Origin of the sequence: Cecembia sp. (genome assembly GCF_007126775.1) — a bacterium.
In the GTDB taxonomy this organism is placed as follows: Bacteria; Bacteroidota; Bacteroidia; order Cytophagales; family Cyclobacteriaceae; genus Cecembia.
The window spans coordinates 1-24,462 of the sequence record NZ_SLAP01000197.1; the positions used below are offsets into that span (position 1 = coordinate 1).

25 protein-coding genes and 1 tRNA gene are annotated in these 24,462 nt (G+C 38.8%); 5 read left to right on the top strand and 21 right to left on the bottom strand.

Annotation, left to right across the window (positions count from 1 at the left end; all coding sequences use genetic code 11):
* Positions 1-219 precede the first annotated feature (219 nt).
* Positions 220-1,374: a DUF4221 family protein gene (locus tag QZT73_RS13105; protein ID WP_291788591.1), complete on the top strand. Its 1,155-nt coding sequence runs from the start codon at positions 220-222 to the stop codon at positions 1,372-1,374.
* A gap of 68 nt (positions 1,375-1,442) precedes the next feature.
* Here the strand turns inward: QZT73_RS13105 and QZT73_RS13110 are convergent, their stop codons facing one another.
* The 14 genes from QZT73_RS13110 to QZT73_RS13175 form a co-directional block, all read right to left on the bottom strand.
* The gene (locus tag QZT73_RS13110) at positions 1,443-2,684 is read right to left on the bottom strand and encodes an MFS transporter (RefSeq protein WP_291788592.1); all 1,242 of its coding nucleotides are present in this window, start codon (positions 2,682-2,684) and stop codon (positions 1,443-1,445) included.
* A gap of 65 nt (positions 2,685-2,749) precedes the next feature.
* Positions 2,750-4,225 carry an NAD(P)H-hydrate dehydratase gene (locus QZT73_RS13115; RefSeq protein ID WP_291782031.1) on the bottom strand — a complete coding sequence of 492 codons (1,476 nt, stop codon included), beginning with the start codon at positions 4,223-4,225 and terminating at the stop codon, positions 2,750-2,752.
* A gap of 104 nt (positions 4,226-4,329) precedes the next feature.
* Positions 4,330-4,791 carry a biopolymer transporter ExbD gene (locus QZT73_RS13120; RefSeq protein WP_291782034.1) on the bottom strand — a complete coding sequence of 154 codons (462 nt, stop codon included), beginning with the start codon at positions 4,789-4,791 and terminating at the stop codon, positions 4,330-4,332.
* A 1-nt stretch (position 4,792) separates the two neighbouring features.
* Positions 4,793-5,434 (bottom strand): biopolymer transporter ExbD, encoded by a 642-nt coding sequence (locus QZT73_RS13125; protein ID WP_291788593.1) that lies wholly within the window; start codon positions 5,432-5,434, stop codon positions 4,793-4,795.
* Positions 5,434-5,763, bottom strand: coding sequence for a hypothetical protein (locus QZT73_RS13130; protein WP_291788595.1), 330 nt, complete (start codon positions 5,761-5,763; stop codon positions 5,434-5,436). The genes QZT73_RS13125 and QZT73_RS13130 overlap by 1 nt, the downstream gene beginning before the upstream one ends.
* 56 nt (positions 5,764-5,819) lie before the next feature.
* Complete coding sequence (locus tag QZT73_RS13135; protein ID WP_291788598.1) at positions 5,820-6,626, bottom strand: MotA/TolQ/ExbB proton channel family protein; 807 nt, start codon at positions 6,624-6,626, stop codon at positions 5,820-5,822.
* Between the two features lie 717 nt (positions 6,627-7,343).
* Positions 7,344-7,431: transfer RNA gene (locus tag QZT73_RS13140), tRNA-Ser, on the bottom strand.
* 73 nt (positions 7,432-7,504) lie between these two features.
* Positions 7,505-8,584: an asparaginase gene (locus QZT73_RS13145; RefSeq protein WP_291783600.1), complete on the bottom strand. Its 1,080-nt coding sequence runs from the start codon at positions 8,582-8,584 to the stop codon at positions 7,505-7,507.
* Positions 8,581-9,357, bottom strand: coding sequence for a TatD family hydrolase (locus tag QZT73_RS13150; protein WP_291783597.1), 777 nt, complete (start codon positions 9,355-9,357; stop codon positions 8,581-8,583). The genes QZT73_RS13145 and QZT73_RS13150 overlap by 4 nt, the downstream gene beginning before the upstream one ends.
* Positions 9,358-9,417: 60 nt before the next feature.
* Entirely contained in the window at positions 9,418-10,521 is a 1,104-nt protein-coding gene (locus QZT73_RS13155) for a glycosyltransferase (protein WP_291788600.1), read from the bottom strand.
* Positions 10,518-11,096 (bottom strand): polysaccharide deacetylase family protein, encoded by a 579-nt coding sequence (locus QZT73_RS13160; protein ID WP_291783592.1) that lies wholly within the window; start codon positions 11,094-11,096, stop codon positions 10,518-10,520. The genes QZT73_RS13155 and QZT73_RS13160 overlap by 4 nt, the downstream gene beginning before the upstream one ends.
* A 53-nt stretch (positions 11,097-11,149) precedes the next feature.
* Positions 11,150-12,361, bottom strand: a complete 1,212-nt coding sequence (locus QZT73_RS13165; protein ID WP_291783590.1) for a PP2C family protein-serine/threonine phosphatase — start codon at positions 12,359-12,361, stop codon at positions 11,150-11,152.
* 7 nt (positions 12,362-12,368) lie between these two features.
* The gene (locus QZT73_RS13170; RefSeq protein ID WP_291783587.1) at positions 12,369-12,620 is read right to left on the bottom strand and encodes a hypothetical protein; all 252 of its coding nucleotides are present in this window, start codon (positions 12,618-12,620) and stop codon (positions 12,369-12,371) included.
* A gap of 24 nt (positions 12,621-12,644) precedes the next feature.
* Positions 12,645-13,688: a glycosyltransferase gene (locus QZT73_RS13175; protein ID WP_291788603.1), complete on the bottom strand. Its 1,044-nt coding sequence runs from the start codon at positions 13,686-13,688 to the stop codon at positions 12,645-12,647.
* 96 nt (positions 13,689-13,784) lie between these two features.
* Here QZT73_RS13175 and ruvC point away from each other — a divergent pair, with 96 nt between their 5' ends.
* A complete protein-coding gene (gene ruvC / locus QZT73_RS13180; RefSeq protein WP_291783568.1) occupies positions 13,785-14,360 on the top strand; it encodes a crossover junction endodeoxyribonuclease RuvC in 576 nt (191 codons plus the stop codon).
* Here the strand turns inward: ruvC and QZT73_RS13185 are convergent.
* Positions 14,357-14,905 carry a porin family protein gene (locus tag QZT73_RS13185; protein WP_291783565.1) on the bottom strand — a complete coding sequence of 183 codons (549 nt, stop codon included), beginning with the start codon at positions 14,903-14,905 and terminating at the stop codon, positions 14,357-14,359. The two genes, ruvC and QZT73_RS13185, sit on opposite strands and share 4 nt — an antisense overlap.
* Before the next feature lie 70 nt (positions 14,906-14,975).
* On the opposite strand from QZT73_RS13185, the gene QZT73_RS13190 reads away from it, so the two are divergent.
* The 3 genes from QZT73_RS13190 to QZT73_RS13200 all read left to right on the top strand — a co-directional run bounded on the left by QZT73_RS13190 (position 14,976) and on the right by QZT73_RS13200 (position 18,095).
* Entirely contained in the window at positions 14,976-15,539 is a 564-nt protein-coding gene (locus QZT73_RS13190) for a Crp/Fnr family transcriptional regulator (RefSeq protein ID WP_291783562.1), read from the top strand.
* 110 nt (positions 15,540-15,649) lie between these two features.
* Positions 15,650-16,951, top strand: a complete 1,302-nt coding sequence (locus tag QZT73_RS13195; protein ID WP_291783560.1) for a parallel beta-helix domain-containing protein — start codon at positions 15,650-15,652, stop codon at positions 16,949-16,951.
* 1 nt (position 16,952) lies between these two features.
* Complete coding sequence (locus QZT73_RS13200) at positions 16,953-18,095, top strand: SO2930 family diheme c-type cytochrome (RefSeq protein ID WP_291783557.1); 1,143 nt, start codon at positions 16,953-16,955, stop codon at positions 18,093-18,095.
* A 14-nt stretch (positions 18,096-18,109) separates the two neighbouring features.
* Here the strand turns inward: QZT73_RS13200 and QZT73_RS13205 are convergent, their stop codons facing one another.
* From QZT73_RS13205 to QZT73_RS13230, 6 genes are all read right to left on the bottom strand, one after another.
* Positions 18,110-19,276, bottom strand: coding sequence for a 6-bladed beta-propeller (locus tag QZT73_RS13205; RefSeq protein WP_291788606.1), 1,167 nt, complete (start codon positions 19,274-19,276; stop codon positions 18,110-18,112).
* Between the two features lie 53 nt (positions 19,277-19,329).
* Positions 19,330-19,557: a hypothetical protein gene (locus QZT73_RS13210; RefSeq protein WP_291788609.1), complete on the bottom strand. Its 228-nt coding sequence runs from the start codon at positions 19,555-19,557 to the stop codon at positions 19,330-19,332.
* Positions 19,558-19,872: 315 nt separating this feature from the next.
* Entirely contained in the window at positions 19,873-20,943 is a 1,071-nt protein-coding gene (locus QZT73_RS13215) for an alanine/ornithine racemase family PLP-dependent enzyme (RefSeq protein ID WP_291784953.1), read from the bottom strand.
* A 1-nt stretch (position 20,944) separates the two neighbouring features.
* Positions 20,945-21,385 carry a GNAT family N-acetyltransferase gene (locus QZT73_RS13220; protein ID WP_291784955.1) on the bottom strand — a complete coding sequence of 147 codons (441 nt, stop codon included), beginning with the start codon at positions 21,383-21,385 and terminating at the stop codon, positions 20,945-20,947.
* Complete coding sequence (locus tag QZT73_RS13225; protein ID WP_291788612.1) at positions 21,378-22,820, bottom strand: sodium:solute symporter family protein; 1,443 nt, start codon at positions 22,818-22,820, stop codon at positions 21,378-21,380. The genes QZT73_RS13220 and QZT73_RS13225 overlap by 8 nt, the downstream gene beginning before the upstream one ends.
* A 136-nt stretch (positions 22,821-22,956) precedes the next feature.
* Positions 22,957-24,018 carry a BF3164 family lipoprotein gene (locus tag QZT73_RS13230; RefSeq protein ID WP_291784961.1) on the bottom strand — a complete coding sequence of 354 codons (1,062 nt, stop codon included), beginning with the start codon at positions 24,016-24,018 and terminating at the stop codon, positions 22,957-22,959.
* Positions 24,019-24,462: the final 444 nt, after the last annotated feature.

Consider the following 24,462-nt stretch of genomic DNA (forward strand, 5'->3'; position numbering starts at 1 on the left):
GTCAATAGATACTTTAAGTGCTAAACAGGTTTGGTGTGGCTGGGATAATGACTTACAAGCTTGTCATGCAGGAGGGCTTCATGGCTATTGCGCTTATGGCGGTCCTGATTGTACTACAACAATACCAACAGTAAGGCCATAATGCACCTTCATTTCATGAAACCAATTTAAATCAGCTCTTTCTTTCAGGAAAGAGCTGATTAATCCATTAAAGATCCCATGAATAAAAAAATAATTTCAGCCTTTACGCTGTCGGTATTCCTTTCTTGTTCCCATAAAGAGGAACTCTCAATCAATCCTTTGGACTACATAGCAGAAACCATATCCATTCCAATAGACTTAAAAACGGAAACATATACCAGAACTTTGCAATACTTTGAAGGGGATCTCTATTGGTGGAATTCTGACCGGGAGACTATTAGTGTTTTTGACCTTTCTCGCAAAAAATTAAAAAATACTTTGAAAATGGAGAGAGAAGGTCCAAATGGACTTGGTAACCCGATTGGATTTTTCGTTTTAAACCGAGACAGCATTTATGTCCCTACCATAGCATTTGAACTTCGCTTGATTGACCCAAATGGAAATCTATTGAACACCTATAATTATTTCAGTCATTCTAAACTTGCGGTTCCAATACCTTCTATGACCAGGTATTCAAATATGTTACATACCGATTATTCAGAATCTTTATATCTAGGGATGAGAGATCTTGGAAACGTTGCCCCCTCTAATTTAAACGAGCAGGCACTAATCGAAAATCCTCCAATCCTTAGCTTCAATAAATCATTAGGAACCTTTGATTATTTAGAGTTCAGGCTTCCCTCTTCCTTTGTGAAATTCGACAATTTCATTAATATTTCACAAACATCAACTTCAAAATCTTTACTCCTACTACATCGTCAAAGCAATACTTTAATTGAAATTGATTTTAATGGAGTTAATTATAAAGAATACCAGCTTGAAACGGATTTGATAAATTCTTATTCCAATGAATATTACTATTCCCCTCGAATGTCCCGATCAATAGAAGAAAATTTGCAACTAATGCATAAAAGCTCTGAGAACTTAGGACTAGTCTTTGATCCATATAAAAATCTATTGTACCGATTTGGCTGGCCTGGAGAAGATATTTCGATGGACAAGAACGCTATGAAGTTCGGGTATACTCCTCGATATTTCACCATCAGTATTTATGACGGGATAGATTACAGCTTAATAAAGGAGTTCACTTTACCAAAAAATACTTACCTGGCACATCATTACTTTGTCTCAGAAAAAGGATTAAACCTTTTTCCTATGCACCCCGATAATCCAGAATTTGATGAGAATTATATGGTAATTCATACTTTTGACTTCAGCAATCTTGTTCAATAATTGAATAGTTGAAAGTTATGCAATAGGGTTACCGCATTTTATTTTTACAACTTTCTCTTTTTTTGAAGTCAACCCTTAATCATTTCCTCAATGGGTTGATTAACGGTATCTTGCACAGCATCTGTATCGATCACCTTTATCCTTCTTGATAGCGGAATGCAGAGCAAACTCAAAAAGATAGCGATATATCCCACTATATTGTAATTGACCAATTCTCCATTGATACCCTCGGCAAGAATCAGTCCCGCTACAAAAGAAGCCAGTCCAGCGGACAGTTGTTGCACAGCAGAATTAAAGCTCAAAAAACTCCCCCTATTTTCCGGCTTGGCAGTACCTGTAATCAAAGCCATGGCCGGAACCATTCGCCCATTGGAAGTCACAAAAAACATAGTAGTGATGAGAAGAACATAAGGTATAGGGGTACTTCCCAAATTGGTGATCACCCCGATAGGTATAAGATTAAGCGTCATGAAAATCACAAAAACCTTGGTCTTTCCGTGCAAATCGGTCATTTTACCTACCCAAGGCGAGGTGAAAATAGTAAACAATCCTCCAGCCATGTAAATGTATGTAAGTTCCATATCCGTAAAACCCACATTGGCTACCATATAAGGGCTGATAAAGGGGATTATGGTAAACTGCCCCAACATCATCATAATGGTCAATGTGATCGCCCTCATTTGATTGGGATTTCCTGTCACCCTCCTCACTACCTGCATGGGACTGGGCTTATTGCTTTTATGAACCATATGTGCAGTGATAGAGGGCAGGAATTTGTATATCATCCACAGAATAAAAACAGAAATACCTGCCAAAAAGAAAAAAGGAGCATGCCAATTGGAAATACTGGCTATAAATAGCCCAAATGGAACGCCAAAAACAGAAGCTACAGAAAAAGCAGCCATCACCAATCCCATGGCCCTACCTCTTCTGGAATCGGGAATGACATCACCGATAATCGCTAGGATCAAAGCCGATGTCAGGCCACCAAATAGGCCCGCTATAATTCGAGAACCCAACAAAAAAGCATAATTGGGTGATAAAGCACAGGCCAAGGTGGCCAAAAGGAATCCGCTAAATACCCAAAGGGTAATTGTCCTTCTATCGTATTTATCCAAAACAAAAGCTCCCAAGAAACTACTTGCACCAGCACTGAAGGTGTATGAGGAGACCAATAAACCAAATTCCCTTGGAGAGATTTCAAATATCCGCATCAGTTGGGGACCAAGCGGCATTAAAATCATAAAATCCACGATGTGGGTAAAATTGATGGCAGCGAGGGTCCAGAGTAATAATTTTTCCTTGTTCATTTTGAAAGATGCTATAGGATTAACCTCGCACAGCAGCGTATGGTTCTCAGATGTTTAATTAATTCTTATACAATATCCAGATAAAGAAAAGTCTCTGGAATCGCATCAATGATATCGGATGCTATTACCCCCCTCCTTTTCTTCTCTCCTGCTATTTCCCCGGCCAGCCCGTGGTGGTAAACACCGCAAATTGCTGCATTTAAAGGGGGGTAACCTTGTCCTAGAAATGAGGTGATCATTCCTGTAAGCACATCTCCTGAACCTGCAGTAGCCATGTATTGATTTCCAGTGGAATTAAAATATTGCTTTCCATCGGGAGTGGAAATTGAAGTGAAGGCTCCTTTCAAAACCAAATAAATATTATTTTCTTTTGCAAAATCCCGTGCTTTTTGAAGCCTTTCATTTTGATCTGATGATTTACCGGTCAGTCTTTCAAACTCTTTCAGATGTGGGGTGAGAATACTTCCCTTGGGTAAGAACTTAAGATTTTCCATCTTTTTGGCCAATAGATTGAGACCATCTGCATCGATCACCAATGGTTTATGAAATCGCTTCAAAATACTGCTATAAAATGCCAAGTCTACTTCTGTACCCCACCCAGGCCCAATCCCCAAAGCTTCAAAAACCTCCAATCCTTTCACTTCTTTGGCTCCTGCAACCATTACCTCAGGAACAGCTGTCTGTATGATTGCTCTTTCGGTATCTGAAATTTGTACATGAACAAGTCCTGATCCTGTTCTCAAGGCGGCTTTTGAAGACAAAACCATGGCACCAACTTTGCCCATGCTTCCTCCAAAGAGCATAATTTTCCCGAAATCACCCTTATGACTAAACGCATGAAAAACCTGATGAAGCGGCCGGATATCCTTTTTTCTTAAAAAATATTTACCTTCATTGTAAGCTTCCAAAAACTCATCCGGAATACCAATATCAACGACATGGATATTCCCGGTAAACAATGCATGCTCTGGAAAAAGTAAAGCCAATTTGGGGAACTGAAATGTAACGGTATGATCTGCTTTGAATGCAAGACCCTTTATTATTCCATCTGATGGTATACCAGAAGGAATATCCACAGCTATCTTAAGTCCTTGGAGTGCATTAACTTTCTCCATTGCAGACAAATACTTACCTTCTAATGGCCTATTTATACCTACACCAAAGATAGCATCCAATATCATGTCAGGACTGGCATTGGAAAAATCAAAATCATCTATTGACACAACCTTGACATCCGCAGGAAGTCTTTCAAAATTAAGGCGGTAATCTTTACTACAGTTATTTGCCTCTTCAAAGACAACCAAGGTAATGTCTCCCATCTCATTCGCAAGTAACCGTGCAATGGCTACTCCATCTCCACCATTGTTACCTGGGCCAGCAAATATGATGAGGCGTTTCTTAGTTGAATCAAATGTACTACTAAACCAATCACAAAAGCCAATTGCAGCCCTTTCCATCAAATCCAATGAGCTTATACACTGATTTGCAATAAAATCAGCATCCAGTTGTTTGACGCGACTTCCAGAAACAATACCGAGCATAATGGACATTAAATTTAAACCATCATTCTAAAAAAAATAAAAAGGGATAAAATTAAAAAAGCTATTCCATTGGGAATAGCTTTTTAATCATATTGATATTAAAGTTAATTTTGAACTTTCCCGACAGCAGCATACAAGAGTTTTCTGGCATCAGCTTCCCTTAATTCAAACTGAACATCCGAAATAGGGCCCATTTTAACATCTCTATCTGCTTTCATAGAAATCGTAATTTGATCTCTTTCTGCTTCTGACAACTTATCTTTTTCTTGGTTGACCCAAAGTACAATATCTTTTGTATTGATGAGCACGTCATTGGCCTGAACCCTAGGTTCTGCTCCAAACATAGCTGTGTTCTTTGGTTTTCCAATGTAAAGGTAAGAAATCAAGGTTTTCTTCTCTAATTTCTGCAACTGAGTTGCTTGAGGGATTTTTTGCTCAACCAAAATCTCCTGCTCTCTCAATACAGTGGTTACCATAAAGAAGAACAAAAGCATGAAGATAATATCCGGCAACGCAGAGGTAGGGATATTTTGAGAAGTACCAGTCTTTTTCTTAAACTTTGACATATTAATTTCCTCCTATTTTATCTGGTTCAGCTATCGAAATTGCCATTGGAATTCCCTCTTTACCACGGTCAAGTAGTTCTCTTTCTGCTGGATTCTTACCGGTCAAAGCCCTATATTGATCAGAGGTAAGTCCGACTCTTTCAGCATAAATTTCAAAATATGCTCTTTTCACCTGGTCAAGAACTTCCAGGTACCTTTCATAGGAAGTTCCTCTGTTGGTTTTGATGGACACAACAGCTCCACCTGACATGGGATGATCTGAAGAATCAGAACTTCTTTTTGCCCTGTTCCTTAGTGATGCTGGCAAACTGTTGAACAAAGCAACAGCGTCTTCATCGGGCGCACCGAAATTTAAGATAAAATCTTTAAGGTCTTCGGAAAGCTTTTCGGTATTATCCAAGTACTCACCTTCAACCAGCAACTGGTCATTGGCGTTGACAAGGATGTTGAAAATATTCCTCTCGTTCAATAGGACCTCAGGCGGTGGCTGATTGGGGTCCTGCTTTGGAGGAAGGATATTCAATATACCTTTATCCGAAGCAATTGTCGTAGTAACCAAGAAGAAAATCAGCAACAGGAAGGCGATGTCCGCCATGGAACCTGCGTTGACCTCCTGGGTTAATCTGCCTTTTTTTCTTGCCATTACTTTATTGCTTTATTGATTTCTGTAATCACAATTCCCACAATCGCTATGATAAACAAAGCGTAGGTTGTAAGAAGTGCTCCTCCTACAAATTTAGATAAACCTGGAGTAAGGTTAAAAGGATCTGCGGCATACTTCGGAAGAACTTCTGCATCAGCTATTGAGTAAGCGATAAAGAAGACAACTGCAAGAACAGCTACACCAATGCCGGTTTTCACCAAACTAGCTGGGTTGTCCAAAGATTTGATCAAAGGCATCACTATTGCTAAGACAGCTCCAATGATGATCAAACCTTCCGCGACAAATATGAAAATGTCTATACTATCCATTTGTAATGATTTTCAATTGAAAGATTGATTGAGACGAAGGCTTTCGCCGACCAAGATTACTTAGTCAGCTTGTGCTTCACAAGGATATCCACTAAAGTGATGGAAGCATCCTCCATATCATTCACCAATGAATCGATTTTAGCCACACAATAGTTGTAGAACAACTGAAGAATAATCGCAACGATCAAACCTGCTACCGTTGTCAAAAGGGCGATTTTAATACCTCCAGCAACGAGAGATGGGGAAATATCACCAGCTGCTTCGATTGCATCAAAGGCACCGATCATACCAATTACCGTACCCATGAAACCCAACATTGGAGCAAGGGAGATAAATAGTGATATCCATACCAAACCTTTTTCTAGACGGCCCATTTCAACAGATCCGTAGGCAATAATGGACTTCTCCACCATTTCAATGCCCTCAGAGTACCTCATTAGACCCTGAGTAAAGATAGAGGCTACAGGACCTTTTGTGTTTTTGGTAACATCTTTAGCTGCTTCAATACCACCTTGATCAAGTGCTTCTTCTACTTTTGACAATAGTTTCTTGGTGTTGGTAGTAGAAAGATTCAAAGTAATGATTCTTTCCAATGCTACAGCTAGACCCAAAATCAAACAGATCAATACCGGAGACATGAAAGTAGGATCACCTTCAATGAACTTCTCTTTAATAATTTGGTGGAATCCTTTTTCTTCGTCCATGATTTCATCATCGACAACGATAGGAGCAACAGGCGCCGGCGCCTCTTCCACAACTTCAGTTTCTTCTGCAGCTTCTTGTTCTTCTGCATCTTGAGCTTTCGTGATTACTGGGAACATCAAGATTCCGGAAAGCATGAACAAAGCGATTAACTTTTTCATAATGTAGTTTTTAAATAGACTTTAATAAAGGTTAAACGGTTTCTAACTAATAATGAGATTTTAAAGTTATCATTTTTTCGATTCAAATTGCAAAGGAAATAATCATAATTTTTAGAGAAAGTTGATTACACCATTAGTTTTTTGAATTTTATGCAAGCTAAAACAAGCCTAATGAAGCAATTAGACAATTTATATAAAAGGAAAAACAAATGGGTTAATTGGAGGGATAAATGGTTCAATATCTGTTTTTAGTGAAAAAAGCATAAAATTGACATGCACTAATTCAAATAAGCCCGGTAAAAAACACCTAGGAAAACATTTTTCAGACTATAAATAAAAAAACCAGTCTTATCTCTAAAACTGGCTTTTCGCAGAGAGGAAGGGATTACTCGTACCCACAGGGCATGCAGCACTGGCCCTCGTGAATCTCCCTTCGGTCGATTTCGAACCCAATGTTGTTTAATCGAGGGTTCTCATCCCTTCCTTGTCCGATTTCTTTTAGGGAAATAAAAAAGCCAGTCTTATCTCTAAAACTGGCTTTTCGCAGAGAGGAAGGGATTACTCGTGCCCACAGGGCATGCAGCACTGGCCCTCGTGAATCTCTCTTCGGTCGATTTCGAACCCAATGTTGTTTAATCGAGGGTTCTCATCCCTTCCTTGTCCGATTTCTTTTGGGGAAATAAAAAAGCCAGTCTTATCTCTAAAACTGGCTTTTCGCAGAGAGGAAGGGATTCGAACCCTCGATACCCTTTAGGGGTATACACGCTTTCCAGGCGTGCTCCTTCAACCACTCGGACACCTCTCTGTATGGTGGATTCTCAAATCGAGGTGCAAAGAAATGAATATTTAGATGCCTATCCAAAATCTTTTTAATAAAATTAAAGAAAGCCAGCAAGGGACATTTCTCCTGCTATTGGTTTAACCAACTTTCTCCGGATTTCGGCATCTGAAAGCCCACTACCTAACAAAAACATCATCTTTGTCACTGCTGCTTCTGTGGTGATATCTCCTCCACTCAAAACACCTATCCTCAGCAAATCTTTACTAGTTTGATACCTTCCTTGGATTACCCTTCCACCATTGCATTGCGACACATTCAAAATGATAATACCTCTACCCACTGCCTCTTCCAATGTTTCCAAAAACCAAGATTCACTTGGGCTATTTCCTGATCCGTAAGTTTCCAAAATAACACCTTTAAGGTCCTTGATGGCCAGACAAGACTGCAATACCTCAGCGGTAATCCCGGGAAACAGCTTCAGTACCAACACATGATTGTCCAATTTATTGAAATACTTCAACCGCGCTCCTTCTTCGAAAGGGGTTATTGCAGCATAATTATAATCAATTACAATACCTGACTCGGCCAAAGCAGGATAATTTTCGGACTCAAAAGCATCAAAATGTACACTTTGTACCTTTTTGGACCTGTTCCCTCTCAATAACATGTGGTTAAAAAAGATACAGACCTCCGGGACAATAGGCTTCCCATTCGCCTTGGCAGTAGCTATCTCTAATGAAGTCATCAGATTTTCCCTGGCATCGGATCTCATGGCTGATATTGGCAATTGGGCTCCTGTAAAAATAACTGGCTTACTTAGCCCCTGTAGCATATAACTGAGCATAGAGGCAGAATAGGCCATAGTATCCGTTCCATGGAGTATCACAAAACCATCGTAGCTGTCATAATTCTCATAGATAATATAGGCCATGTCCACCCAATGGTTCATGTTGACATTGGAGGAATCTATCGGTTCAGGAAATGAGATTACCGTAATGGCTATATTCATCTGCGTGAGCGAAGGGACCTTTTCCAGAATTTGTCCGAAATTAAAGGGAACCAATGCCCCTGAATCATCATAGGCCATACCCAATGTACCACCAGTATAGATGATCAATACCGAAGAAGTAATGTCACTTTTTGCAGCAGTGTTGAGTCTGACAATTTTATAATTCATAATCTGAAATGATGAAAAACACGGTTGGCGTTATTAATGGTGAATTGAGCAATTTCTTCTATCTCCTTCTGGAGCATATCCCCAACCCTTTTAGCTATAAGTGGAATATATTCAGGAGAGTTCCTTTTTCCCCTATGAGGAACAGGTGCTAAATAGGGTCCATCAGTTTCCAATACCAGAAAGGCTGGATTTACATGGGGCAAAACAGCATCCAAACCTCCATTCTTATAGGTTGAAACTCCTCCTATTCCCAACATAAAACCCATTTGAATAATTTCCTCAGCTTGCTCTAATGTCCCCGTAAAACAATGAAAAATACCTTTTAAATTTTCATCGTGTTCCTCTTTTATCAGCGCGATGGTCTCTTCCATTGATTCCCTGCAGTGTAAAATAATTGGCCACTTTTTATGTTTTGCCCACTGTATCTGAACCCTCAAGGCTTCCTTTTGTTGTTCAAAAAAGGTTTTATCCCAATAAAGATCCAGTCCTGTTTCACCTATTCCTGCAAAATCCCTCTTATTGATCCAGTCTTCCATGATGTATAACTGCTTTTCAAAATCTTTTTTTACATCACATGGATGCAGACCCATCATCGGAATACATACTCCTGGGTACCGCAATTCGCACTCCAACATGGCGTCAATGGTATCCACGTCCACATTGGGCATATATAATTGATTGACACCATTTTCCTGCGTCCTTCTGATTACTTCTTCTCTATCCCCTGCATACTTATCTGAATAAATATGCACATGAGTATCTATATAGTTCACTGTTCAAATAGGTTTGATTCAAACTTTTCCTTTCCGAAATCAGACTTCAAACTTCCGAAATCAATACTTTCTACCCTTCCATTTTGTCTTGCTTGGCCAAAAATAATAAACTATCGTGGACCAAGAGATAAGCGCATAATATATTTCAAAAAGCAATAAATCATGCCATTTCAATTTAATGCCTGTTTTGAATGCAAATCGATAAATAAAAAGGCCCTGTATTAACACTTTCATCAGCCAAATGAATATCCCTTCAAAAGGAAATAAAAAAACAAAATACAACATAGCAGGAAAGAAAAATACTTGAAGCCCTAATAACAGTTTCCATACCCAAGGTAAAGCCATAGCTCCGGACATCCAGCGTTTCCTTTGGGCCATCAAATCTTCAAAAGATACTTGCCCTTTGGTCAGGATCAGATTTTTTGGACCGACCAGGTGTATACAATCAAACCCATTTTTTTTTACCTGTTTGGCCATTTCAAAGTCTTCTGTCAAAGAAAAGGGAATGCCTGCAAACCCTCCCACAGCATTATAGGCAGATCTGGAAATCAGCATATTGTTCCCCATAGATGTAACCGCTATTCCCAAATCATCCATGATTTTTACCATACCTAAAGTCAACCACCAATCCAAAGCCTGAAATCGTGCAAAAACACCTTTTTCAAATACTGTCGTAATCCCCGTAACAACACCAGGTTTTTGTTTATTCCAAGCTTCCACCATGGAAGATGCCCATTCTGGCCCAATTTGACAGTCCGCATCGGTAAACAGATACAAATCCCCAGATGCCTCTTCACACATCTGATGAAGTGCATTTGCTTTTCCATTCATCTTGTTATTAGGAGCCCCAACTATCTCCAAATAACTGACATTACTTCTCTTTTTGGACCAGTCTTTAAGAATATCTCCTGTACTATCCTCACTGTTGTCATTTCCTAAAATGATTTGCAGGCTATCTTTGGGGTATCTTAATTGATCTAAGGCTTCAAGGCAGGAGGGCAGATTATGGGCTTCATTTCTTGCCGGAATCAAAATGCTGATCTTGGGAAACCTCTCTTCTCTAGGTTGGATGTATGATTTAAAGTTAAAAGTTAAAAGAAGATTGAGTATCAAATCCTGAATTATCAGCAGGATAATAATTACAAAAGCAAGCAGTGAAATCATAGTATACAGGTTTGGAATCCACTCCTTTTGATATAATCCAAATATTCAGGCAAAACAGCCCTTATAACTGCTTCGGTCTTTTGCTGGTCATGGAAAAGAACAATTGAACCATTTTGGCTATATTTTATGGACTTTTTCAGGCACTTTTGAGGAGATTGATGCTGATCGTAATCTCCTGAAATCACATCCCACATAATCAGCTTATACTTTTTCGCTGTCAATTGGAATTGTTTTTTGGTGATTTTCCCATAGGGCGGTCTGAAAATAAGAGGATTTTCTCCGGTAGCACGAATAATCTCACGCTGACAGCAAGCTATATCATTTAGGTACCGTTCCGCACTATTTTGGAAACCATTCATATGGGAAAAAGTATGGTTCCCTAATCCATGTCCTTCCTCGACGACTTTCCTCGCCAGATCGGGAAATTTGCGGACATTGTCTCCAACCATAAAAAAGGTGGCCTTCATGTTTCTCAATCCCAGCTCTTCCAGCACGAAATCCGTCACTCCCGGAACAGGTCCGTCATCGAAAGTAAGGTATATGTTGTTTTGTTCCCTTGAAAAGTGCCATACCATTTGATGGAAAATTTTGGGCACTAGGGAAGGGATATGGTGCATCAAGACCATAATTAATGAAACCTCAGGCTTAAGAGGGTGATATCATCTCTTTGCTCTGTCCCAGTGGAAAACTGTTGAAGCTGATCCGATATTAGTTTATGGAACTGTTTGGGTGCCATACATAGCCTTTCTTTGACGAAATGATGAAACCGATCATCCCCAAACTCTTCTTCTTGTTGATTTTGAGTCTCAATCAGCCCGTCGGTATAAAGGTGGATGGTAAAACCTTTGAGGTGCTCCCTCCTACCTACTTCCAAAAAGGGAAGTGTTTCAAAAGCACCCAGAATGGTTGTACCTGCTCCCAGTAATTCTGTTCTGTTTTCACCCTCCCAGCACAGGACTGGAGGATTATGCCCGGCATTGATATAGATGAGTTCCCTTTTTTTATAATGGTAATGTCCCAAGAAAAAGGTAATAAACCTTTCACCTTTTGTATTGTCAAAAATGGTGTAATTCAATTGTTCTACCACCATTTTTAAATCCGAAGTACTGCGCAGGAGTGTCCTTAACGCTGCCTGAAAATTTGACATCAGAAGGGCAGCTGGCATCCCTTTGCCAGAGACATCCGCAATACAGAAAAAAAACTCATCTTCTGATTTTTGGATCAGGTCATAATAATCTCCTCCAACAGTTGAATGCGGAATGTAGGTTACCTTGGCAGCCAGTTTAGGGGTATTGGGTAGTTCGGCAGGGAACAACATCCTTTGTACACTCGAGGCAATTTCCACTTCTTTTTTCAAGCGTTCCTGTTCCAGTTGCTTTTTTGCAAACTTTTTATTTTCCAGCGCCACCACCAAAATATTGGCCAATGCCTGCGTAAAGTTAAGATCAATATCTTCTTCATGGGATTTCTTTTTCAAAAAAAGAATGGCAAGCATTTTATCCTTATGGTAAACCGGCAAATAACTTTCGAGTTCTGAAAATGAATAAGAGGCTCCGACTTCAATATTCAGAACACCGGAAGATTTATCATAAGCGACTTTATCGGCAGGTATTTGATCAGGAACCGTGTTTTTTAGTCCATGGCTAATCATTTTTTCATAGCGCTCTCCCTGCACCATATAAAGTAGTAGTGACCTGATATTTAGATGGACGAGACAGGTGAACTTGAATATGTCCAAAAGTACCGCTGAGGATTTATTTTCATTAATCGCCTGCGTTATTTCCAAAAGTGATTTCAGCTCGAGTTCTTTTTTTTGATATTTCGCTACTTGTGTGCTCATATTTTCATTAACGGCCATTATGGGCCATAAGTCCTTTTTTAGTGGCTAAAAAATACATTTCCTGTAATTTCAATGAAAAATCCCTCACCTCAAAAATTTCTTCATCCGGTTCTTTCAAACATTTGATATAAGCTTTTTGATAAAGGGATTCCAAGGTATCTATTAACTTTTCATCTTCCCAGCCCATGGCATCCTTTAAATAGGCAAAAGGCTGGACAAAATACAGCTCATCCAATAAATCAAATTCGTCTTCGGTCATTTAATGATCATTAGGAATATAAAATTAATTGAATTGGGTTGAATTTCTGCCTTTCCACTGTATTTTTCCAAAAGCCGCTTGCATTCCAACATTTAGGACGTAGAATGGATGGCAGATTGAAGTAAGGAAATAATATTTTATCTTATGGTGCAGACCAAAATCCTTCAGTACCCTTCCCAATACCTTCCGCTCTATTAAAATTTTAACAGACCAAAGATAAAAAAATACCAGTAATCCAAGCCATCCTAAACTACAAAAAGACAAACTTCCCAAAAAGAAAAGCTGGATTAAAAAAGGAATTAAGGCTAATAAAGCATGACTGAAGGAGGCATGCAACCTCCATTTAGATGCCCATCTCGCCCGCTGTCCATAAAGCATCTTCCAAGTTGATTCAGCTTTGGTCCATACCATATTTCCCTGTAAATATCCGGTAGCACCACCGCCATATGCCTGGGTTATTTTTTTCAGTAAGAATTCATCGTCACCAGAAAGGTAAGCTTTGTTACCTGTATAAGCCCCTACTTTCAAAAAAGCTTCCTTACGGTATCCCATATTCGCTGCACTACACATGAAAGGTTTGTCTAAGGCAAATCCGTATTGGGTCAACAAAAGGATGCTCCCCCACTCAATCTGCTGGAAAACTTCCAGGTAATTACTTTGTTCCCTACTCATCACAGGTCCTGCTAAGAACTGTATATTTCGATCTTTAAAAGATACCAGGTATGCTTCAATCCAATTTGAAGGCAATAGACAATCTGCATCTGTAGTCAGGACGATCTCACCTATAGCTCTATGGATACCTGTTTCAATAGCTTCTTTTTTGCCCTGACCCCTGTTTTGAATGATTGAAAACCGAATATCTAAACGCTCATTTTCCACAATCAATTTTTGTAGCAGTTTCAATCCTTCATCCTCACTGTGATCATCAATAAAAACCACTTCAAAATGTCGATGGTTTAATGCCAAAAGAGAGGAGAAAAGTTTTGGTAAATTTTCAAATTCATTTCGGAAAGGAACAAGAATACTCAGGGTCTCATTAGATGGAATATTATCTGCTGATTGGCTCATACATGACCACAAGCTTTCTAACCAAAGTAAAATAGCCCCATAAAGTATCCCAAAAAAGAGGTAAAATGTTACCATGAATTCTCTTAACTTGCGGTGATGAGTAAAGAAGGGAAAAAACCCACAAAGGAAAAAATAATTTTAGGAATTGACCCTGGTACCAACGTTATGGGATATGGTCTTATTTTGGTTGAAGGCAACAAATACAGCCTGCTGCAATTTGGAGTCATTCACTTGAAAAAATATATTGGCCATGAATTGAAGTTGAAAAAGATTTTTGAAAGGATTACGGGTCTGATTGATGAATTTAACCCTGATGCAGTAGCCCTAGAGGCACCATTTTACGGTGAAAATGTACAATCTATGCTCAAATTGGGCAGGGCTCAAGGAGTTGCGATGGCAGCTGCCCTGGCAAGGGAAATTCCGATAGCAGAATACTCTCCCAAGAAAGTAAAACAATCCGTTACCGGGAATGGCAATGCCTCCAAGATACAAGTCGCAGAAATGTTGAAAACATTGCTACACATCAAGGAGCTCCCAAAACTGTTGGATGCTACCGATGCATTGGCTGTGGCCATCTGTCATCATTTTCATGATGGAAGACTGCAGACCCGAGGGAGAGCTGCCGGTTGGAAATCCTTCCTGGAAGAGAATCCAGGAAGGATTAAAGGCTAAAATCTTCTTGCTACGGAAAATTTAAAAACCCTGTTTTTGACATTGACATCAAAGTAGTTCAAACTGACAAGGCCCAAATCATACGATATCTGTAGGTTGATATCGTATGGAAGATCTACACCAGCACCTAAAACACCTGCAATATCATATCCCCTTAACACTTCCATGGTTTGCGAAACATTACCATTCAAAGTATAATTCCTGGACACCAATAAAGAACCTTGGGGACCTGCAAATACATTAAACATGTCTGCAAACCGGTATCTTGCCAAGATGGGAATATCAATGTATCCTAGATTTTCTCGGATATCCCCTGAACTTGACTTGTACCCTTTTTGAGAAAAATATATCCCTGGCTCAATACTCCATTCAGGTTGTAATTCATACTCATAAAAAGCCCCTAAATGAAAGCCCAGGCGAGAATTAAAGCTGAAACCATCAAAATTGGCAACATTCAGCCCACCTCTAGCCCCAAATTGAGCATAGGAATTTGTTGCGCTAAATACCAACAATACCCCAAACAAAAGCAAAAACGGCTTTTTCATAGTTTTGATTAAATTAATATAGCTTAATGATTAAATTAGGTTTTGGTTTTAATGAAAAACATGTAAAAGTATGAGCAATTTAGTAGAAACCCTTAGCAAGTTTGATTTTTTAAGTAAAAAAAACATTTCTCAATTTTTAGGCCTAACCCAACAGAAAAAATTAAAAAAAGGAAGTTTTTTAATAAAAGCGGGTGAAACCTGTACCTGTCTTGCTTTTTTAGAAAGTGGAACCATGCGGAGTTACTATTTAAAAGATGAAAAAGACATTACGGTCAGCTTTAGCCTGGATGGAGACTTTATCACCTCCATGTCCAGTTTTATTCAGCAAAAGCCATCCTATGAGTACATAACGGCATTGGAAGACTGCGCATTAAAATCCATCAATTATCAGAATTTGATGAATCTGCTAAGGCAGGAAAAGGAATTATCAGAAGCATACAGGCAAATACTTGAAAGTTACTATGTGCAACTTGAAGAGCAACTCATCTTTTCCAAATTCAAATCAGCCAAGGAAAGGTATGTTGAGCTGATCGAAAAACAGCCCCAGATCATCCAAAAAGCTGCCATAGGTCAAATTGCTTCCTATTTGGACATGAGTATAGAAACACTGAGCAGAATCAGAAGTGGGATTTGATTTTTTTGATTTTTTGATTTTTGTCAAATGATTTATATAATGTTTTTGATAATTTTAAGTATTAATTCTCCTTATTGATTCATAATTCCCAATAAATAATCCCCAGCAATATGAAAACCCAAAATTTCCGGAAACTATACTTCTGGATCCTCCCTCTCGCTTTTCTTTTTTACGCCTGCTCCAGTTCCACTACGGAGATTTCTTTTGACTCCAGCAAACTCAGAAAAGCCTCACAAGAAGAGGTTGAAAAAGTCATAGAAGCTTTTATCCTTGCCCAGGATGGTGATGTAATTGAAATCCCTGAAGGCTTTTACAATTTCAAAACCCAATTGATATTGGACAATAAAAAAAACATACAGATCAAGGGGCAAGGGATGGACAAAACTGTTTTTTCATTCCGGGAATTAAAAACGGGTGGAGAAGGAGTCAAACTGGTAGGTAATGAAATTTTGATCCAAGACCTGAGCATAGAAGATGCTCCCGGCGATGGGGTGAAAAGTCAGCATGTAGATGGCATGACCTTTCGTAGAATAAACGTCACTTGGACAAATGGCGACAAATCCAAAAACGGTACCTATGCCATTTATCCCGTTCAATGTAAGAATGTGCTAATCGATGAATGTATCGCTTCCCATTCCAAGGATGCTGGCATTTATGTAGGCCAATCAGAGAACATTATCGTCAAAAACTCGCTGGCATTTGGCAATGTGGCGGGTATAGAAATTGAAAATTCAGACAATGCGGAAGTATATGGGAATACTGCAAGGGACAATGCTGGCGGCATCTTGGTTTTCAATCTACCTGGGCTGCCCAAATCAGATGGCAAAGGGACCAAGATTTATGACAACAACATCATTGCCAATAACCATGTCAATTTTGCCACACCCCTAGGTGAAGATCCCAATGGCAATACGGTCACCATGATTCCCCCTGGCTCTGGAATAATACTCCTGGCTGCCAAAGATGTGGAAGTCTACAATAACCGTATCCATAAAAACAAAACAGTGGGTATCGCCATATCAAATTACCACATCACAGGCTTCCCGATGGATGCGCCCAACTGGTCACCCTATTCCTCCAATGTTTTCGTTCACGGTAATGACTTCAAAAGGACTTGGAGGTTTCCGGATTTGACCAAAGAATTTGGCCAATTGATCTCGGTGTACAATGCCCATGGTAAAGGCAAAACCCAGGACATTATTTACGATGGTTTTTTTGATCAATCATTAGCAGAAAATATTTTAAGCAACCCCATGAACATTTGTGTACAAGAAGCAGGTATAGAAAAACTACACTTTACTTTATTCGATTTATGGGAAGGAGAAGCCAATATAAAAGCAAGTAAAGATTACAGGCCTTTTGTATGTCAATCCGAAGTTTTCACAGATGTAAGTCACCTTACTCAGAAATAGCATGACAAGATTTGAGTTTCGAATTTTATTTGGAGTTTTATTCCTAGGTATGGCCCTATCCTGTTCTCAAAAAACAAACGAAGAAATCGACCGCTGGGATCCAATCGCCATATTGGTAGCAGAATGGCCTGAAAAAAGTGTGGACCAAATTGATTTTGCTAATATCCCCTTCAAAAACTTATCAGACTATGGGTTTTTCAAAGGTGAGGTAATGGCATTAGCTCCCAGTGAAAGGGTATTGCCTTATTCACCTGCCTCTTCCCTGTTCACCGATTATGCTTTCAAATCCCGTTTCATTTGGATGCCGAAAGGAGAGGCAGCTACCATCAGCCCCGATGAAGAGGGCACCTTGGACTTTCCTGACCAAACCATCCTGATCAAAAACTTTTATTATCCCCTGGACTTTGCCCGTCCAGAAGGACCCAAGCGCATTATAGAGACCCGATTGATGGTCAAACAGAATGGGGCTTGGGAAGCTTACCCTTACATTTGGAATGATGAGCAATCTGATGCTTCATACAAGGTTGTGGGTGCAGAAAAAACAGTACAATGGAAAGATGCTGCCGGAGAAACCCAAGTGATCAACTACCTTGTGCCCAATAAAAATCAATGCAAAAGTTGCCACAATGCCAATGAAGTGATGGTACCTTTAGGGGTAAAAGCCAAACACCTCAATCATACCATAGCCTTTTCCGAGGGCGCCTCCAATCAATTGGTAAAATGGGCTTCAGAGGGCATCCTGAATGGCTTTGATCATCCTGAGGCTTATCCAAACATGGTGGATTACTTTGATACAAAGGAACCTTTGGAATTAAGGGCAAAAGCTTACTTGGACATCAATTGTGCGCATTGCCACCGAGCGGAAGGTCCCGCCAGTACCTCGGGTTTGTTTTTGAATTATGAAGAAAAAGAACCTTTGAAATTAGGTATATTCAAGACACCCGTGGCCGCGGGTTTTGGTGCAGGCTCCTTTAAATATGCAATCCTGCCAGGAAAGGCCGATGAATCCATTCTTACCTATAGAATGGAAACCAATATCGTGGGGGCAGCCATGCCTGAAATCGGCCGGGTGACTACCCACCGGGAAGGTTTGGACCTGATTAAAACCTGGATCAATGGAATGAATGTGGAAGCTTACAACTAAAATGGAATGATACCTTATTCCTTGATCCTGTTTTTGATGATCACATAGTGATCTCCTTTCAATTTTTCTTTATGCTTATTGAAAAAATGATGAATACTTTTTGGGTCCCTTATTAAGGCTGTATCTATGGACTTACCACTAAAGTTTTCCAAATATTCATTATAAAAATTCCTTGAGCCCTTAACTTGAATCAGGTTGCCGTTTTTTTGGAAAACTGGAGAAAAATTACCTTGAAAACCATCAATATCATTGATCATTTTATCAATAACTTCAACATCATTTAGTTTTTTATCTATTAATATGGTCTTCGCTGGTTTTCCGGTCTGATTGACTATCATTAAATAATGGCTTTTAAGGGGTATAAAAGAAAAAATCATTTCTATCATTTGATTTTCCATTAAATAGGCGTATCGCTCATATCCCATAAAAAACTCTTTCCTTTTTTCATCAGGAAAATTGTACCTGCCAAAATCAAACTTAAGTTCCCTTTCCTTATTAAGTTGCTCATCAAAAATCAGAACTTCATAAGAAGTGTCAAGCTTCAAAAGTACATTCCTGTCATAGTTATCGTATTGAAATCCATAGACAGAGGAATAATTTAAACCTTCTAAATCTTTCTGAATCTCTTTCAGTCCATCTATTGACCCATTTTTCACAGATACAACAGATTGATATTCAAAACTTGGTCTATTTCCAAAATAATACAAAATTCCTGACTCATTGATAAAAAAATTGTAGGGATGAAATTCAATTCTTATTTGATCTTTTACTTTCCCCTCAAAATCAAACTTTAAGATTTTTCTAAGACTGCCATCTAAAACATATATATGGTCATCAAAAATCTGATAATCTTCCATACTTTGAAATTCGTTTGGACCTTGACCTGTCGTTTTAATTATATTTTTAAATTGACCAAAAGCATCAAAAATCAATACATTATTCAACTCTCTGTCACTGACAAATATCTTATCTGTACTCATACCAAACTTCCAAACTTTCGCAAGTGGAATTGAATCAGGGACTTCCAAAAGGCTGTACTCGATATGTTGAAAATAGTCTGATAAATTCACTTTCTTGCTTTCATCCAAATCAATGAAAACAGGGCCTTCATTTATCGTTTCCTTATTTTGACAATTTGAAAAAAGGTACAAAAGGAAAACTGTTAATATAACTCGTATCATGATTTTTTTTAGTTAAAAAGGGGAGCAAAAATACTCCCCAGGAAAAAAGCTAATTATCCACCCGCTTCCCCGCAAGGAATTTGTGAAGAAACACTACAAGATCCATCTCCTGGCCTGCATTTAACCACCCAGACACATCCTGCTACAATTGGTTCACAGCAAGCTTCTAAACTAGGCTCATACCCTTCTGTAGGCAGTGATGCTTGAGCGAATGAAAAATTCTGTTGTGCAACCAAAATAAACAACAACCCAGCAATTAAATTAAATAATAACTTTTTCATAAGATATAGATTTTAGTTGTATCAAAAAAAAACAAAAACAAAATCCAAATAATCATTTAATTATCTTTTAAAAATTTCAGAATGTAAATCCCAACGACACCATAAACCCTCTGTTGAATACATCTACATTGCTATCCTTGAATACGGTACTCAGTCCATTATTGTAGGAACCCTGCACATTCAATCCTTTCAGCAGGTTATAGCCTAGACTTAAGACTTCGCCAAAGTCTCTTTCTCTGACATTATCGGTATCAAAACTAACTATAGAAGCGACAAGAAAAATAATCTTTTTTAAAGAATAGAGTAGTTAAGAAATCAGGCAACCACCTTGTCTACATAACTGGAATTCAAAATACCCAGCGCTCCCATGTATTTCAAGCCAAACTTCACGGTATCCCCAACTTTGTATTTTTTGGGATTCTCGCCCAGATTCAGGATCAGCATATCCGAACTGGCACCCAAAATTTCAAACTCTCCATCTTCAGGAATCAGGTACTTGGGATCTACATCGAGTAATCCAATATCCAGAATTGCCCGATAAGAGGTCCGCCCGTACAGGGATTCGTCGATCTCTGCTGTTTCACCTTGGGGATTGGCTGCCAGTACACCAGATGGCAAAAGGGGTTTTTCTTGCATTTCTATAATTTCAGCAAACAATTCAAATACATCCCCATGCATCCCTTCAATCAATTTTTCCTCAAACAAATCCACTCCAAAAAACAAAGTCTCTCCTACCCTAAAGTGATTGACACCTTTGGGAAGTTGCTGATGAAGCATCAATGGAATTGTGACAGATGTACCAGCAGATACCCAGGGAATCATTTTGTTGAATTTCAATTCAATGATCTGCTTATAAAGGGAAAGTTGGATCAGTTTATCCGTGGAGGGCATGACCCCATTCAGACAATTTAAATTTGTTCCCAAACCGATGACCTCTATATTGGGCAGATTAAAAATCTGGGCATAGAAATCTACCAAGTGGTCACCCATCACACCTTCTCTGAGATCTCCGGTCTCCACCATGATGATGATTTTATGGGTCTTCCCTTGATTTTGGGCTTCTTCTGAAATCCATTGGATGGTGGTCAACTCACTATTCAGACTGACATCCGCATATTTTACCAATTTTTCAATATTTCTCTTCGATGCTGGCTTGATATAAACCGTTTGCACATTGGGATTAATTTCCTTGATTTTTGCTAAATTACTAATCCTCGAATCATGGATTTCATGTACACCCAAATCAATAAGTTCTTTCAATAGCATCCTGTTTCCACAGAGTAACTTAGACACTATACCCCACGAAACGTCGTGTTCATCGAACATTCTTTTTAGGAAATTAAAATTGTCCTGGAGCTTCTTTTTATGTAATGTAAGGTAAGCCATCTTATTTTTTCAATCTCATTTCCAAATACTTATTCGTAAATCCAAGAGCTTCATATAATTTTCTTGCAGGATTGTCCGGCTCCACATGAAGTGCAATATCTCCCTTGGCCAGGCCAATTGCTGTTTGCATTAATTTCTTCCCTACTCCCTTACCTCTTTGCGATGCATCTACTGCGATGTAAACCAAAATATTCTCAGGAATATAACCGGACATTCCCGTTTTATTAATTACCACAGCACCGACAATTTCACCTTCTTCCCTAGCTGCCACAGTGAAACCGCCTTTATCAACCGCCTGATCCAAAGCATAGTCCAGACAGTTCATGATATGCTCATGTGGATCACCGTATTTTTCCAAATGCACAAAAAGGAAATCTGCTATCTCCTTCTTTTGTAAATAGGTGGCCTGATCTTTGGCGGATAAAGTTTCTATATTAAGCATATTCTTCAATTTTATTTTGTTTTTTGTTTCTATACACCATACTTACAAGCAAATACATTGCTAAAGAGGTAAAAACTCCAAAAAAGTTTGGATCTAGCCCTAAAAAGAGTTTCCAATCTGTCATGCCCAGGCTGGCAGTGACACCACCACCTGAAATCATGGCAGCTATAGCAGCCTGTGGATTCCTGTATTTGGTAAATAGACCAAATAATATGGGCACCAATAAGCCTGAAACCATAAAGGCGTAACTATAGAGCATTAAGTCCAGAACATTGGTCATCTGCAATGCCAAAGACAATGCGACAACACCTAAAATTAAGGTAAAAAGTTGACTGTAGCGGATCTGAGTATTTTCACTTTTGGGATTCATCCATTTACCAAGCACATCGGTACTTAGATTACCTGAAGCAGCCATCAGACAGGAATCAGCAGTAGATAAGACAGCTGAAAAATAAGCCGCCATCATCAGTCCCAGTATTCCCGGAGGAAGAATGGTGCGAAGTAAGATAGGCAAGCCCATTTCAGGATCCATTACATCCAGATCAATTATCAAAAGACCCTGCTCGAAAGCTACTTTGGAAAGCAAACCTAGGGATACCCCCATAAAGGCCATGATAGGCCACTCAAAAAACCCGGCGATGAACCAAGCTTTTTTTGCTGACTTAACATCCCTGCTTGCAAATATCCTTTGATAAAGGGTCATCCCTATAAACCATATCGGGATGATCGTAATACCCCAGTTGGCCAAATCCTGCCAGCGTAAATTTGATAGAGAAAAATAAGATGAAGGTAAAGTAGACTGCATGCTTTCCCATCCGCCCACATGGAAATAAGCCACAGGAAGCCCAATAAGAATAAAACCCAACATCAAAATGATCCACTGCACCGTGTCTGTATAGATGACCGCCTTCAGTCCTCCTAAAACGGTATATACCACCGCTATGATCCCCATCAGCACCAAGGCCTCCGTAAGTCCCAATTCAATAAAAGTCCCGGAAGCCAATTTGGCACCTGCCAATAATTGTGAGGAGGTAAAACCCAAATAACCAATCAGTGAAATTACCGCTGCTACTAAAGCGACTTTCCGATTGAAGAGGTGGTCGAATATCTGCGGAAAAGTATAAAAATTAGCAAAGGCTGGATCGCTCTTTACCCGGGGAATCAAGACCACTGCAGCCAACCAAGCACCTAAAAGCCCGGTAAACAACATCCAGCTTCCAGATAGTCCCATCACAAATCCAAGACCTCCAAGTCCTACTGAAAAACCACCCCCAACATCTGTGGCCACTACAGAGAGCCCAATATGCCAACTGCCTATATTTCTACCGCCCACATAATAATCATCCTGATTTTTATTTTGATGCATGAAGTAGTAGCCTACTCCCAGCATCACCAACATGTACCCGACAAAGATGCCGAGGTCTATGTAATGCATGAATCCCCTTCCTTTAAATCAAATAAAATTTTAAATAAATATGAATTTTCAAAGTTACAAAAAATAAAAGTAGTCCAAAAGAAAGAAAACATCTATTTAAAACCGAGATAGTCACAAATTGAAACTTCGGTTTAAGTTAGAAATGAAATGCATAGACTTCTGACTCAATCCTGTCAAGTCCATAGACTATTCTTTTTTTCCAATCCACTGCTATAGAAGTTACAGCATGGTCTAATTCATAAAATGCCAAGGGATTGCCTTCCCAATCAACAGCTAAAATCTTATCATAATGAATAGAGGCTTCTCCTTCCCCAGGTTTTACTGTTTTCCCATTTGCATACAATAAAAAAATACGATCATCATTTGCTGCTATAGATTTATAAGCATGCTGGGTTTTTTCAAAAACCCGCTTCATATATGGTGTTCCGGAACGATCTCCAATATCAAAACTAGGTAAAAATTGATGAGGACCATGAATCCTTTTGACAAGATTACCATCAACATCATATAACTCAATCAAATCAGTATATTCATAAGCCAATGCAATTTTATTCCTTTGAAAATTGGAAATTATACTAGCAAAAAACACATCCACCGCAACCATAGGTGGCATATCTATGCCATAATCAGGATAACTTCCAAGCGCTGATATTTCCTCACCATCCTGTGAATAAACCAAGAACCTTGAAAAAGGGACAATCGCTTGTGTAGTTGTGAAAAACTGTTTATTCTCCGAATAAACTGAGGATAAAATAGGATTCATAAATGCAATACTTTCTATTTCCTCAATCACAACAGCATCACTTTTGATTTCGAAAAGAAACCTTTTCATGAATGTTGAAACCACATCATGAACCCAAACTGTCCCATCTTCTAAAAAAATCAGATTAAATACAGAAAGCGTTTCTGAAGGTCCCATTCCGTTTTTGAAAATTTCACCTTTAAATTCGTTGTCCTTTTTAGTATCAAAAACCTTAACATTAAAGGATTGATTCGCAGCTGAAAGAAATAACAGCGAATCATGGAAAAAAATCTGGACAGGAGAAAGCAATAATCCTAGATCAAGTTTTTCAGCCTTCAGGGACTTAACTTCTTGAAAATCTTTTAGTTTAAAAGTATGATCAATCTTTTCGAATTTCAAACCTCTATCACACCCTAGTAAAAATGCTAGAAAAAAGAAAATACATACATTTTTCATTTTTATAAGTTTATTTTTTTAAAATCAAAAACTCAAAATATGGTTGGCAGTTTTCTTTTCCAGTAACAACACAATATAATTCAGATAGCTTGTACCAAAAGCGGGACGATGTCAGAAGTCAGATTTACTGCAAATTTCAGTTTTCCGAGGAAAATTATATTGAATTTCCATTTTAATAATAACCTTGCGTATATCCATAACTAAAATTTAGAAAATATTTAAACCAAATGAGAATACTAGATATTAGATAAAAGAAATCTGGTTGTTTTTTTTTAAAAAGGAGGCTATCTCATTTTTTAGATAGCCTCTTTTCCTTCGACCTAAAATTCATCCGAAGGTCCTTTACCATAACACAAAGTCCAGGAACATTGAACTCCGTTTTCATATTGAGTAATTGAACACAAACGTCCATTACCACAGTCAGTATTACAATCAGTTACGGGA

Coding starts and splice junctions, on each gene's coding strand:
- QZT73_RS13105 (WP_291788591.1), top strand. CDS start 220: ATGAATAAAAAAATAATTTCAGCCTTTACGCTGTCGGTATTCCTTTCT.
- QZT73_RS13110 (WP_291788592.1), bottom strand. CDS start 2,684: ATGAACAAGGAAAAATTATTACTCTGGACCCTCGCTGCCATCAATTTT.
- QZT73_RS13115 (WP_291782031.1), bottom strand. CDS start 4,225: ATGCTCGGTATTGTTTCTGGAAGTCGCGTCAAACAACTGGATGCTGAT.
- QZT73_RS13120 (WP_291782034.1), bottom strand. CDS start 4,791: ATGTCAAAGTTTAAGAAAAAGACTGGTACTTCTCAAAATATCCCTACC.
- QZT73_RS13125 (WP_291788593.1), bottom strand. CDS start 5,434: ATGGCAAGAAAAAAAGGCAGATTAACCCAGGAGGTCAACGCAGGTTCC.
- QZT73_RS13130 (WP_291788595.1), bottom strand. CDS start 5,763: ATGGATAGTATAGACATTTTCATATTTGTCGCGGAAGGTTTGATCATC.
- QZT73_RS13135 (WP_291788598.1), bottom strand. CDS start 6,626: ATGAAAAAGTTAATCGCTTTGTTCATGCTTTCCGGAATCTTGATGTTC.
- QZT73_RS13145 (WP_291783600.1), bottom strand. CDS start 8,584: ATGAATTATAAAATTGTCAGACTCAACACTGCTGCAAAAAGTGACATT.
- QZT73_RS13155 (WP_291788600.1), bottom strand. CDS start 10,521: ATGATTTCACTGCTTGCTTTTGTAATTATTATCCTGCTGATAATTCAG.
- QZT73_RS13160 (WP_291783592.1), bottom strand. CDS start 11,096: ATGGTATGGCACTTTTCAAGGGAACAAAACAACATATACCTTACTTTC.
- QZT73_RS13165 (WP_291783590.1), bottom strand. CDS start 12,361: ATGAGCACACAAGTAGCGAAATATCAAAAAAAAGAACTCGAGCTGAAA.
- QZT73_RS13170 (WP_291783587.1), bottom strand. CDS start 12,620: ATGACCGAAGACGAATTTGATTTATTGGATGAGCTGTATTTTGTCCAG.
- QZT73_RS13175 (WP_291788603.1), bottom strand. CDS start 13,688: ATGAGCCAATCAGCAGATAATATTCCATCTAATGAGACCCTGAGTATT.
- ruvC (WP_291783568.1), top strand. CDS start 13,785: ATGAGTAAAGAAGGGAAAAAACCCACAAAGGAAAAAATAATTTTAGGA.
- QZT73_RS13185 (WP_291783565.1), bottom strand. CDS start 14,905: ATGAAAAAGCCGTTTTTGCTTTTGTTTGGGGTATTGTTGGTATTTAGC.
- QZT73_RS13190 (WP_291783562.1), top strand. CDS start 14,976: ATGAGCAATTTAGTAGAAACCCTTAGCAAGTTTGATTTTTTAAGTAAA.
- QZT73_RS13195 (WP_291783560.1), top strand. CDS start 15,650: ATGAAAACCCAAAATTTCCGGAAACTATACTTCTGGATCCTCCCTCTC.
- QZT73_RS13200 (WP_291783557.1), top strand. CDS start 16,953: ATGACAAGATTTGAGTTTCGAATTTTATTTGGAGTTTTATTCCTAGGT.
- QZT73_RS13205 (WP_291788606.1), bottom strand. CDS start 19,276: ATGATACGAGTTATATTAACAGTTTTCCTTTTGTACCTTTTTTCAAAT.
- QZT73_RS13210 (WP_291788609.1), bottom strand. CDS start 19,557: ATGAAAAAGTTATTATTTAATTTAATTGCTGGGTTGTTGTTTATTTTG.
- QZT73_RS13215 (WP_291784953.1), bottom strand. CDS start 20,943: ATGGCTTACCTTACATTACATAAAAAGAAGCTCCAGGACAATTTTAAT.
- QZT73_RS13220 (WP_291784955.1), bottom strand. CDS start 21,385: ATGCTTAATATAGAAACTTTATCCGCCAAAGATCAGGCCACCTATTTA.
- QZT73_RS13225 (WP_291788612.1), bottom strand. CDS start 22,820: ATGCATTACATAGACCTCGGCATCTTTGTCGGGTACATGTTGGTGATG.
- QZT73_RS13230 (WP_291784961.1), bottom strand. CDS start 24,018: ATGAAAAATGTATGTATTTTCTTTTTTCTAGCATTTTTACTAGGGTGT.